Origin of the sequence: Yersinia alsatica (genome assembly GCF_025133195.1) — a bacterium.
GTDB lineage: Bacteria > Pseudomonadota > Gammaproteobacteria > Enterobacterales > Enterobacteriaceae > Yersinia > Yersinia alsatica.
In genome coordinates this window covers 2,184,912-2,197,387 of record NZ_CP104006.1, presented here as the reverse complement: position 1 = coordinate 2,197,387, position 12,476 = coordinate 2,184,912, and the positions used below count along the sequence as shown (strand labels likewise).

Here is a 12,476-nt window from a genome sequence, read left to right as displayed (position 1 = left end):
ATTTTAACGATAGCTAGCCGTTCATTATAAATAATGATGCTCGGCCCCACTGTTAAACAGTAATGCTTATTTTATTTACGCGTCATTATACTGATAATTTCTTTATCTGTTTGCCTCATTGGCAATAACACTAATTTACATAAATTATTGATAGAGCCCTCTACGTCGCAGGACACAATACCATCACGCTCTCCAGCAACACTATTCTGTTGTGCCATTAAAACTGATTTAAATGCACAGGCTGTTGCGGTAGAAACTTTCATGGCACAACTGTTTGATGCTCCATCGCAAATAATGCCACTGATATCGCTTATCATGTTACTAATAGCATAAGAAATAGTCTGATAGTTCTTGGTCAATAACCAACTCATTCCCGCCGCCGCCCCCATTGCCGCCGTAGAAGCCGCACACAATGCCGATAACCGGGTATAACGCATATGGATTGAAATAGCGGCCAAATGAGCTAACGCTAATGCCCGGGCCAGTGTTTCATCATTAACGGCCAGATGTCGGGCAAGAGTCACTACCGGCATTGTCACAGTAATTCCCTGGTTACCCGACCCATAATTGGACATAGCCGGTAAGGGTGCGCCCCCCATACGGGCATCTGACGCCGCAGTCGTATTAATTAGCATTTGACTCAGTAAATCTTGGCTAATAAAGCCATTTTTTCTCGCCTGAGACAGCGCGCCGCTGACGTTTAAGCCATAACTTTTCCTCTGCCCCTCGTTAGAGAGGGCTGAATTAATTTCGGCACTTTTCAACATAAAAATGATATCTTTTGCCGCGACATGCGTAATAAATTCAAATGCGTCATTAAGAGAAAATTCGGGTAATTTGGTCCCCGGTTCATTACCTGCAATTAAGTTTTCAGTTACAACTTGCTTAATATTATTAATATAAACATCAGTCACATTTGTATGACTACCTTGAATAACAACCCGACACTGATCACCAGGGCCATGCAGTGTAATATCAAGATAAATAAAATCGACTGACTCAACTGCCGCTAAACATACTTGGCCTGATTCATTGAGCTGATAAGCTTCATTAATTTGTTCAGCCGTAATATCTTTTAACACTTCCAATTCAGCATCGGCATTACCCGCAATAGCGCCTATTGCCGCGGCTAACGTAACCCCAGAATAATTTGTCCCTGGGATAGTGACCCCCATCGCATTCTTATACAGGTTCTCAGATATATTTCCCGTAATCTTCACTATTGGTGCATTAAGATATTTTGCTGCCACCGCAGCAGCGTATGCAATAGCAATAGGTTCCGTGCAACCTAATGAAACTTTAACTTCTGCTTTCAACCAACCAAGCAATTGTTGATGAGTAATTTTTGGCATTTTTAATCATTATTCAGTGATGTTATTTATTTTTATCTTATGGTTTTGTAGGGAGAAATACTTTTCATTATTTCCTGTTGTTTTTGATGTGTAGAGAATTTCGTTCTCTTTGCTAAAAAGTACAAATACAGATTTAAATTAATAAAAACAGTTTAAATACATAGAGATATGCAATCAAATATCTATTATTAGGATACTCAATGAGATACTAGTCACAAAACAATAAAGAGAATAATTTCCCCCACGCCTCAATTTTTCATTAAAATTACTCGGCAGCCCTGTTTTAGCGCTCCTTAGAGGTGATGAGCAATACTGTCTGTAGCGATGCCAATCTGTGCCCAAATGGACGAACAGTGGGAGAAAATTAATACAGATAGGAAAAACATTTAACTGAAGATTCATTTGAGCTTTTCTTGATAAGAAAAAAGCTTGCGCGGGTTCCACAAGAAATTATCTATTTGAGTTAAAAACCAATAAAATAGAGCGCCAGCCACACCTGAATCAACAAGGCGAGAATGCCTGAGCAATCTCGCCTAAATATAAAAACGGCATCAAATATAACCTACCCGGCTATTTAAATAGCCCACGTAAGTTATGTGGTTCACAACGTAAATACTGAGGGGCAACTTTAATTGTGGCACCTAATTTAGCTGCGGCATGCCATGGCCAGCGTGGGTCATAGAGAATACCGCGAGCCAGTGCAATAAAATCAGCCTGACCTGTCGCAATAATGGCTTCTGCCTGTTCTGGCTCCGTAATCAGCCCAACCGCCATCACCGGAGTTTTAACCGCCTCTCGGACTTTCTGCGCCAGTGGCACCTGATAGTTAGGGCTGACCGGGATTTGTTGCTCTGGCGATAATCCACCACTGGAGACATGAATATAATCGCACCCTAACATTTCCAACTGTTTTGCCAGCACAATGGACTGCTCGGTATCCCAACCCCCATTGACCCAATCAGTGGCAGAAATTCGCACCCCGACGGCAATCTTTTTATCAATGGCAGCACGTATTTCACTGAATATTTCAAGCACCAGCCGCAGGCGATTTTCAAGCGAACCACCATAATTATCATCACGCTGATTTGATAACGGCGATAAGAATTGATGCAATAAATAGCCGTGCGCGGCATGAACTTCAATAAGCTCGAATCCCGACGCAACAGCACGTTTGGCCGCAGCAACAAATGCGGATTTTATCTCGCTGATACGTTCAAGAGAGAGAGCCTGCGGAGGATGGCGATCGCCGAAAGGCAATGCTGATGGCGCAACAGTTTGCCAACCACCTTGTTCAGCGCCGAGTTCATCGCCACCTAACCAAGGCAAGTTAGAGGAGGCTTTGCGCCCTGCATGCCCTAACTGAATGCCCAGTTTTACCGGTGAGTAACGGCGGATAGCTTCAACGACTGGCCGAAGTGCCTGTGCATGCTCATCGTCCCAAATACCCAAGTCTTTATCGCTGATGCGCCCTTCTGGCTCGACCGCCGTGGCCTCAAGGATCAGCAAGCTGGCCCCCGATAACCCCAGATTACCCAAGTGAATCATATGCCAGTCGGTCGGAAAACCCCATTGTGCCGAATACTGGCACATCGGGGCCACTACAATCCGGTTTTCCAAGGTTAACTCACCCAGTTTTGCCGGGGAAAATAATTGGCTCATACCTTTTACCTCTAGATTAGCAATCCCCTGCGCTTACTGAGGAGACTGTTGCAGTGTCCAGTTCAGTACTTGTGTGGCCAACTGATTGCTCGCTAAGCCAAAAGCGTCAACCACTTGATTCATCTCTGAGCCCTTAATCGGCTGGCGGATTTCAAAATGACGCGTCGCAATAATTCTACGGTCTGAAATCCTGACCAAACGGGCATCAAAGCGAATTAGCACCTCACTGCTCCCCGCCTGATATACCCCTTGGAACGCCGACAAATCGCCGCTCAACTCAACATCCGCCTGAAGGCTATCATCGTCACTGCTGACCGCCGGGATGCGGCCATCGGTGCGGAATTCCTGAATCAGACGATTACGCAGCAAAATAGGTGCCGGGTCAGTCCAACGTGAGTTTTTATAGACCGCAATTTCTTGCCCTTCGGGCTGAACCGCAATTCGTGAACTATTAATGAACTGATTAGTCGCCGGTTGTGAAACCCGCAGTGACCAGTTGACTGTCTGTGCGCGCGGCGCATTCGCCGCTGGCGGCACCGGCAGCAAATAGACCTGTGATACTGGCGCACTAGGCAAAATAGTACAGGCTGACAGCAACATAACCAGCAGTGATGCCGTCAATAGCCGCCCTTGGCGGCCTACAGCGTGCATTAGCTTAAGAGATATCATCGAGGCGTAAACTCCTGTGTTCTTTCACGGCCACGCAGCAGAGCCGCAGGGTTTTCTTCTAAACGAGAAACAGCGGCACGCAATGTCGCTAATGTTCTGCGCAACTCATCAACCGCTGGCCCCAGTTCATTCATCCCTTGCATGCCATTATTGAGTGAGGTTTTGTTTTCATTGACTAATTTATTCAGGATTATGCTGGTATTTTGTAGCGATGCCATGGTCTTCGCTGCATCACTCATTAATTGTTTCCCCTGCCCATCCATTAAGCCATTAGCATTGCGTAGCAGATGATTAGTCTGCGCCAGTGTCTCATTGGCTTGCTTACTGGCCTGCGCCAGCTGCTGCAACATGGTTCGAATATCCTGACGTTGATCAGCCACGGTTTGGGTAACTAACGCAAGGTTATCCAAGGTGGTGATCAGGCGCTGCTGGTTATCGGGAGCCAAGAGTTGGTTCAGGCGCACCAATACTTCATTGGCATTGGTCATAAAGTTCTCACCGTTCGCCAGCAACTGACTCATCGGCGATGGTGTGGCGATAATCACCGGCACTTCGCCATCTTTACTTTCCAGTAACGGGCTTGATTGGCTGCTACTACTGAATTGAATATTTGACGTTCCGGTAATTCCGGCGACAGTCAGTCGGGCTTGCGTGTCCTCGCGGATTGGCGTGGATGCCGACACACGAATACGCGCCCAGACCTTACTAGGATTATCCCGGTCCAAGCGCAATTGTGTAACTTCACCGACACGGATACCGCTGTATTGCACGGTACTCCCCTGCGACAAGCCGCTGACCGGCTCATTGAAGACGATATCGTACAACCTAAACTGCCGGTCAGATCCAGCCCCTGTTAGCCACAGGCAGAATAACAATGCGGCGCTGACCACAATGAGAGTGAACAAACCAATGACAACATGGTGAGCACGGGTTTCCATTTACAACCTCTCTTCACTATTAGTAGTCGTTGCCGCTTGATAAGCAGCCCGGCCACGTGGGCCATGGAAATAGGCTTGAATCCAGTCATCATCCGTCGCGGCGACCTTATCCAAGCTATCAACCACCAGCACTTTTTTCTGTGAAAGCACCGCCACACGATCACAAAGGGTATAGAGCGTATCCAGATCGTGTGTCACGAGAAATACCGTCAGATTCAGCGCATCACGCAAGGTGCGGATCAAACTGTCAAACGCTGCTGCCCCAATGGGATCGAGGCCCGCCGTCGGTTCATCAAGGAATAGAATATCAGGGTCTAATGCCAGCGCGCGCGCCAGAGCAACACGTTTTACCATGCCGCCTGATAACGAAGCTGGATATTTACTGCCCGCCCCCGGCGGCAACCCCGACAGCGCCAGTTTAACCTGTGCCAGATGCTCGGCCTCTGCCCGTGGCAAACCCGCATTCTCGATTAACGGCAAAGCCACGTTCTCAGTCACGGTCAGGGAACTGAATAATGCGCCACGCTGGAACAACACGCCAAATCGCCGTTCTACCATTGAGCGAGCGTTGCCCGTTAGCGTCATTAAGTCCTGACCAAAAACGTGGATCTGCCCATCCGTTGGGCGACGCAACCCGACGATACTGCGCAATAACACTGATTTGCCCGTGCCTGAACCGCCCACAACACCCAGAATCTCGCCGCGCTGAACATCAAGATTCAGGTCTTGGTGCACACATTGTTTACCAAAGCAGTTAACCAGATTACGAATTTGAATAATTGGCTCTTGCGTCATGTGGCTTACCATCCCATTTCCATGAAAAACAGCGCCGCAACGGCATCAAGCAGGATCACCACAAAGATAGAGTGCACCACACTGGTGGTAGTATGCACCCCCACCGATTCTGCACTGCCGGTCACTTTAAACCCCTCCAGACAGCCAATGATGGCAATCAGGAAGGCAAAAATCGGGGCTTTACTTATCCCCACCAGAAAATGCTGTAATCCGTTACTGTTTTGCATAATCGACAAAAACATCGTCGGCGAAATATTGAGTGTCAAAGCACACACCACCATCCCGCCGAAAATACCGCAAACCATGCCAATAAAGGTCAGCATCGGCAATGAAATCAATAGCGCCAGTACCCGTGGCAAGACTAACAATTCAACCGGGTTTAAACCTAATGTTTGAATAGCATCAATTTCTTCATTAGCTTTCATCAGACCAATTTCGGCGGTGAAGGCACTGGCGGTACGCCCGGCCATCAAAATGGCTGTCAACAGGACGGCAAATTCGCGCAGAAAAGAGAATACGACCAGGTCGACGGTAAAAATACCCGCGCCAAAGGTGGTTAATACGGTAGCACCGAGGAAAGCAATGACAGCCCCGACCAAGAAAGTCAGCAGCATAATGATGGGTACGGCATTCAGGCCAATTTGCTGAATATTGGCGATCAGCGAGGTCATGCGCCAGCGGGAGGGGCGAAATACCGTGCCAAATAGAGCCTCAAGTGTCAGCCCGACAAAACCCAGTAACGATTTGAAATCTTGCCATAAATTGTCCATAGAACGGCCGGTATTCGCCAGTAACTCCAGCCAAAACGACGGCGGTTTTTCTGATGATTCGGGTTCTACGTCAGGCAAAACATGGCTAACTGTTTCCAGTAAGACTCGGCGTTCTTGCGGCAGCTTAGGTGCCAGTTCACGCAGTTTACTAATACGTTCTTCACCGAGAAGCTGAGCTAATAAAGTTGCTCCAGCGGTATCCAAAGCCCCTAGCTGATTAAGATCAAAGACCACCGCGTGGGGCAAGTTGGCGCGCAATTGCGTGACTTCTGGCTCCAAAACGCGGTAATGCGCCAGCACCCAATCCCCTTTGACTGAGACCCGGACAGGCTGGACTGAGCTGTTGATATCGAGTTGTGCTGCGAACTGCCGCTCTGCCATAGAGGAAGCCTTACTCTTTATTAAAATACGGTTTTGACATCATTTACATATCAAAAACCAAGTCACCACCTTAAATAGGTATATCACACACTTTACTAAGAGTAATGACTAAAGAGTAAGGACTTAACAGCAAAAACTGGCTGTTTACTGCGGGTTAAGGTTTCGAGAGCTCATCAGCGACATTGTGGCTCCCTGAATTTCCCCACTGCGCGGCCTTCTTCCCCGGCATTGCGCACCAAACGACAGTGGCAAGCAGGATTAATAAAACGCTGGCGGTGCCTAATACCAAACTGTGCGAAGTTGAAAAAGCGAGCTTAGCACTGGTTAGCAACGTATCGTCTCCACCAAGGCTATTAACCACCTGAATAGTTTCACTGATAGAGGCGCTCGCCTTTTCAGCTAAATCAGCGGGTAAATCCTCCGGTAACACAATAGAGGCGGTATAGGCTCGCGATAGCATCAAACCAAAGATGGCAACCCCCAATCCCGCCCCCAGTTCATAAGCCATGCCCTCCACTGCCCCGGCGGCACCGGCTTTTTCCGGCGGTGCGGCACTCATGATGGCGGCGGTAGAAGCCAATAATGACGCTTCAATACTAAACCCCAGTAATATCATCCATCCCCATGCCAGATAAGCTTGAGTGGCAAAATCAGTCCAGGCCAAACCGAGAAAACTCAGTGAACTCAATGCAATTCCCGCACTGGCTACCGCCCGCAAGCCCAGTTTAGCCACCAACCACCCAGAGAGCGGCCCACTGACACCACTGGCAATCATTAGCGGCAGCAAGAACAGACCCGCCTCGAGCGGACTTTTACCTAAAACAAACTGCAATTCTTGGGTCAAGAGTAACTCAAAGCCGACCAGAGTAATCATTGCCGTCAGGGCCATGACCATCCCAACGGCGATAACCCGCTGACTTATCAAGCGAAAATCAATCATCGGGGCCGATGTGGATAACTGATGGCGAACAAATGCCAATAACATCACGCCGCCCACCAAGGCTGTCAGGGCAGTCACCACTGGATCTCCACTCCCTCGCAGCCCGGTTTTAGCAGAATAGACCAACATCAAGATGGCCGTAATCAGTACCAGCGCCGGGGCCAGTTTCCACGTCTGCTCAGTTCGTACTGGCTGATTGGGGATGACCAGCAGCGTCGCAATCACGACGGCAATAATAATAGGAATATTAATCAGGAATACTGACCCCCAATAGAAGTATTCCATTAGCAATCCACCGACCAGCGGCCCCATCGCCGCCCCCATCGTGCCGATGGCGACCCAAATCCCCAGGGCCATGGCGCGTTCACGTTCATCGGTAAAAATATGACGAACCGCAGACAGTGTTGCCGGCAGGATCATCGCCGCGCCAATCGCCAAAAAGGCGCGTGCAGCAATCAATACCGCGACTGAAGGCGCTAATGCAGCGGCCAGTGACGCTAATCCAAACAATACCGAGCCTAACAAGGCCAGCCGTTTAAAACCAATGCGATCCCCCAGCGCCCCCATCGGCAGCAATAAACACGCCATGACCAATGAGTAAATATCGATGATCCACAACAGTTCACTCCCCGTGGCAGACAGGGCAATACCCAGCCGTGGTGCCGCCACATGAAGTACAGTTGCATCAATAGAAACAGGGAGATACATCAGAATAATAACGTAGAAAATTATCCACTTTTTAGACATACAGACACGCTCAGATTAGGCATAAATTAATGTTGAACACCTGTTCAATATTGCCATAATAGCGGAAAGTTGAACTAGCGTCCAATTCATCACATAATGACGAAAACACCAATGAGTCAGCTAAAGGAGCCGTTTTGGCCTATTTGAACCGTGAAGAGCGGCATAACACCATTTTGCAGGCGGCAATGCAGGTGGCGATAACCGAAGGATTGACCGCCACCACTGTGCGGCGAGTCGCCAGTGAAGCAGGGGTTGCTGTCGGGCAAGTGCATCATCACTTTGCGTCAGTGTCACAACTGCGGGCTGATGCTTTTCTCCTGTTAGTGAAGCACTCATTGGCTGCTTTTGCACTGAATAGCCAAGAGGTGCCCGCTCATCAGCGGGTGCTACAGGTGCTCGGCTATCCGCAAGATGAAATCGGTCAACGGGAAACCCGTTTGTGGAATGAAGCTTCAATATTAGCTGAGCGGGATGAGCTGATTAAAAAAGCTTATGCTGCCTCAATGTCAGATTGGCATCAGGCCACCATGGCAGTGATTGATTCAGGAATAGCCAATAATGAGTTCCGCTCAGATATCATCGCTAGTGATATTGCATGGCGCTTAATTGGTCTGGTTTGTGGTCTGGATGGATTAACTCAGTTTACTGAACTGGGCTTTTCAGAAAGCGAAATTCTGCGCCACCTGACCGCGATGATGGAAACCGAGTTACTCGACCAGCCATCAAATTAACTGTATTTATAAAACCTGCCGCAACCAGCATCTCACTCCGACGGTTTTTGCCGGAGATAAAAGCTATAATGGCAATTTGACCCCTCTTTATCCCCGCCAATTTATTGATGTTGTGCTCGGGATACTTTGCTTTGGGAACCGAGCATGACTCAACAATCTACTGTCGCCGATGTTATTTACTACAACGGCACGATTTACACCGCAGATGCCAATAACCAGGTATGCAGCGCCATCGCTATTGCCCAAGGCTATATTCTCGCCACAGGTGGCGATGAACTTACCCAGCAATTTGCCTCCCCGAAGACTCGTCTGATTGATCTGGCTGGCAAATTTATGATGCCCGGCCTGATCGACAGCCATATGCACCCATTTTGGGGCGGGAAGCAGCTGATCGGTTGTAACCTTAATTATGCCGCACTGAGTGTTGAGCAGACGCTGGATATTATTCAACAGCATCTCGATAACGATCCTTTTAAAGGCGAAAATGACTGGCTGACGGTCCGGGCCTGGCAACGTCAGGCCATGACGCCAGTCGGGGCGGATATGAGCCGTAACGCACTGGACTCACTGAATACTCGCCGCCCGGTGGCGCTATTCTCTAATGACTGCCACACACTGGCCGCCAACAGTCGCGCACTCGAGTTATTGGGCATTGACGAAAATACCCCAGTGCCGCCAGACGGCAAAATAGCCCGCGATGCACAGGGTAAACTCACTGGCATTTTAGAAGATGCCCCAGCGATGCGGGCTTTTGACAGCATTCCCGCCGCAACTGCGGAAAAGAATGTGCAAATTGCCGCCCACGTACAGCAAGTGCTGAATGCTCAGGGGGTCACGACAGTGATGGATACCCGTGTATTTGCCGAGCAATTGTTAGCATTCCGCCAGTTATATGAGCGCAATGAACTCACTTTGCGGGTGCTGGGCGCGAAAGAAGTGACGCCAGACAGTTTGCAGGGGCCAGAAGATGCCGCGCGCGTGGTGCAGGAAGTGGCGGAGTTTGCTCGCCAGTGGGGCAGCGACGAATGGACTCCAGCACCGGGGTTTGCCGTCAACCACTTAAAACTGTTTATCGATGGAGTGTTACAGCCGCCGACCATGACCGCCGCCCTACTGGAGCCTTATCGTGCTAACCGTGGCACGCCAGATAAGCCAGACTGGCAAGATACTGACCATTATGGCGATCTCTACTTTAGCGCATCGGTAGTCAATGCCGTGATTCTGGAATGCGCACGAGCGGGTCTGCATCCCCATACTCACACCGTGGGTGATGGCGCCATCGAGATGGTGCTGGATGCGGTGGAGCAGATGCGCGCTGCAATGCCGGGCAAAGATATCCGGCCGGGATTGGCGCACAACGAGCTGGTCGCCGCCCATCAATATGACCGTTTTGCCAAACTGGGGGCAACTGCGGTGCTCTCTTTCCAGTGGGGTGGCCTACCGGGCGTGCTGATTGATGAAGAGCGCGAAATGCTAGGCGAAACTCGCTTCCAGCACATGGAGCCGGCGGCGCGCTTCCTGGATGCGGGGGCGCGAATTGCTTATGGCAGTGACTGGCCGATTGACCGTCTGGATGAATGGTACAACCTGCAAGTGGGGATGACCCGCCGAGCATGGGATCTTGATGGCAATCCAGCCGGCCCTCGTCTGGATAATGACCGCGACCTGACACTGATTGAGGCATTGCGCTCAGCCACCATTGATGCCGCATATATGATTGCTAAAGAGCACTATATCGGCTCTCTGGAAGCAGGTAAATTTGCCGACATCATCATTCTGAAGAATAACCTGTTTGAGCAACCGCCAGAGACGATTTATCAGACCCAAGTGGAATGCACCTTGATTGGCGGAAACGTGGTTTATCAGGGTTGATAACCGCCAGTTAATCAGGTTCTGGCTCACTGAGTTAAATCGGTGGGCCAGCAAAATCAGTGCAATCGTGCCACACAAATGCCACACAAGTAGGAAGTGATTGGCGTTACTCCAGACCTTGTGTCAAAATCCGCTCCTTTATGTTTTACAGCTGCATAAAAATGCAGCGCAACGGTGCTTGTTTACACCAGGAGATGATAGGGTAATGCCACAAAATATTCAGCTACGCAGAGTGCTTAAAACCCCCGCGCTCGTTGCTTTCGGGCTTGCCTATATGGTGCCTTTAGGCGTTTTTACCACCTATGGACAGGTGACTGTATTAAGTCAGGGGCACTTACCTATTGCCTATCTGGTCACTGTTGCCACCATTCTGTTTACCGCCCTAAGTTACTGTCGGATGACCAGCGCCATGCCGCTATCAGGTTCCGCCTATTCTTATGTGCAACGCAGTTTTGGCGGGAAAACCGGTTTTCTGGTGGGTTGGGCACAAATTTTGGATTATCTGTTCCTGCCAATCCTTAATTATCTGGTGTTAGGCATTTTCTTGCATGAGGCGTTTCCGGCGATCCCTGCGCCGGTATTTATTATTGCCTCCATCGTCAGTGTCAGTCTGTTAAATATTCTTGGCGTACGCCTACTCACTTCGGTAAATTTCACCCTGATCGCCGCGCAGATGGTGTTTATCGTCTTATTTATTGCGCTCTCTTTCAGCCAGGCAGATTTAAGCCCTGAGGCATTAATGAAGCCTTTACTGGTGGATGCTGGCGACTTCTCTGGCTTGCTCTCCGGTGCCGCAGTGCTCTGTCTGGCCTTCCTTGGCTTTGATGCCATCGCCACGATGGCAGAAGAGGCACATGATGCTAAACGCACCTTGCCGCGTGCCATTTTATTTACCGTGATCAGTGCCGGAGCCATCTTTATTGCCGTCTCCTATGCCGCGCATTTGGCGTATCCGGATTGGCAGTCATTAATTCCCCATCAGGATACCGCCAGCCTGATTATCTCCGAGCATGTCGGCGGTAAGTGGATGTATAACTTCTTTATGGCCACTTATCTGACCGGTGTTTATGCCTCGGCAATGACTGCGCAAACCAGCGTGTCCCGCATCTTCTATGCCATGGGGCGTGAAGGGGTATTACCCCGCAAAATATTCTTCCATCTGCACCGTAAATTCCACACGCCGTGGAGAGCAATTTTGTTCGTGGCCACTATCTCGTTACTGGCCCTGTTCCTTGATCTGAACTTAGTGGTGTCGATGATCAGTTTTGGTGCGCTTGGCGCATTCACCTTTGTTAATTTGAGTGTAATTAAGCACTTTATTATCAATGAGAAACGTCGCGGTTCCGCCGCCATGTTCAAATATGGACTATTGCCGATGATGGGGTTTGTGATGTCGGTATGGCTGTGGGTTCATCTTGAACAGCGCGCGCTGGAGGTGGGTTTATTGTGGTTGTTGGCAGGTTTTATCTATCTACTTTGGTTAACCCGTGGCTGGCGAAAATCCCCACCATCGGTTAATCCAGATGACATTTCACACCTAATGTGATGAATAATGTTGCAGTAAAAATGGCCACTCAGTGTGGCCATTTTTATGTGATTCAAGCAACTCTGTGCAGTCGACC

The 12,476-nt window shown here is 49.4% G+C and carries 10 protein-coding genes; 3 read left to right on the top strand and 7 right to left on the bottom strand.

Annotation, left to right across the window (positions count from 1 at the left end; genetic code table 11):
• Window positions 1-71: 71 nt before the first annotated feature.
• The 7 genes from N0H69_RS09745 to N0H69_RS09715 form a co-directional block, all read right to left on the bottom strand.
• A complete protein-coding gene (locus tag N0H69_RS09745) occupies window positions 72-1,352 on the bottom strand; it encodes an L-cysteine desulfidase family protein (RefSeq protein ID WP_050109452.1) in 1,281 nt (426 codons plus the stop codon).
• 570 nt (window positions 1,353-1,922) lie between these two features.
• The gene (locus N0H69_RS09740) at window positions 1,923-3,011 is read right to left on the bottom strand and encodes an NADH:flavin oxidoreductase/NADH oxidase (RefSeq protein WP_050120766.1); all 1,089 of its coding nucleotides are present in this window, start codon (window positions 3,009-3,011) and stop codon (window positions 1,923-1,925) included.
• Between the two features lie 33 nt (window positions 3,012-3,044).
• The gene (locus tag N0H69_RS09735) at window positions 3,045-3,680 is read right to left on the bottom strand and encodes an ABC-type transport auxiliary lipoprotein family protein (protein ID WP_050109450.1); all 636 of its coding nucleotides are present in this window, start codon (window positions 3,678-3,680) and stop codon (window positions 3,045-3,047) included.
• Window positions 3,677-4,618, bottom strand: coding sequence for an MlaD family protein (locus N0H69_RS09730; RefSeq protein ID WP_050120764.1), 942 nt, complete (start codon window positions 4,616-4,618; stop codon window positions 3,677-3,679). The genes N0H69_RS09735 and N0H69_RS09730 overlap by 4 nt, the downstream gene beginning before the upstream one ends.
• Entirely contained in the window at window positions 4,619-5,425 is an 807-nt protein-coding gene (locus N0H69_RS09725) for an ABC transporter ATP-binding protein (protein ID WP_050151954.1), read from the bottom strand.
• Window positions 5,419-6,564: an MlaE family ABC transporter permease gene (locus N0H69_RS09720; RefSeq protein WP_050120763.1), complete on the bottom strand. Its 1,146-nt coding sequence runs from the start codon at window positions 6,562-6,564 to the stop codon at window positions 5,419-5,421. The genes N0H69_RS09725 and N0H69_RS09720 overlap by 7 nt, the downstream gene beginning before the upstream one ends.
• Window positions 6,565-6,718: 154 nt before the next feature.
• Window positions 6,719-8,251 (bottom strand): MFS transporter, encoded by a 1,533-nt coding sequence (locus N0H69_RS09715; protein WP_072077644.1) that lies wholly within the window; start codon window positions 8,249-8,251, stop codon window positions 6,719-6,721.
• 134 nt (window positions 8,252-8,385) lie between these two features.
• On the opposite strand from N0H69_RS09715, the gene N0H69_RS09710 reads away from it, so the two are divergent.
• The 3 genes from N0H69_RS09710 to N0H69_RS09700 all read left to right on the top strand — a co-directional run bounded on the left by N0H69_RS09710 (window position 8,386) and on the right by N0H69_RS09700 (window position 12,400).
• On the top strand, window positions 8,386-8,982 hold the full coding sequence (locus N0H69_RS09710) for a TetR family transcriptional regulator (protein WP_050109446.1): 597 nt from the start codon (window positions 8,386-8,388) through the stop codon (window positions 8,980-8,982).
• Window positions 8,983-9,126: 144 nt separating this feature from the next.
• On the top strand, window positions 9,127-10,854 hold the full coding sequence (locus N0H69_RS09705; protein ID WP_050151953.1) for an amidohydrolase: 1,728 nt from the start codon (window positions 9,127-9,129) through the stop codon (window positions 10,852-10,854).
• Window positions 10,855-11,059: 205 nt separating this feature from the next.
• Window positions 11,060-12,400, top strand: coding sequence for an APC family permease (locus N0H69_RS09700; protein ID WP_050109444.1), 1,341 nt, complete (start codon window positions 11,060-11,062; stop codon window positions 12,398-12,400).
• Window positions 12,401-12,476: the final 76 nt, after the last annotated feature.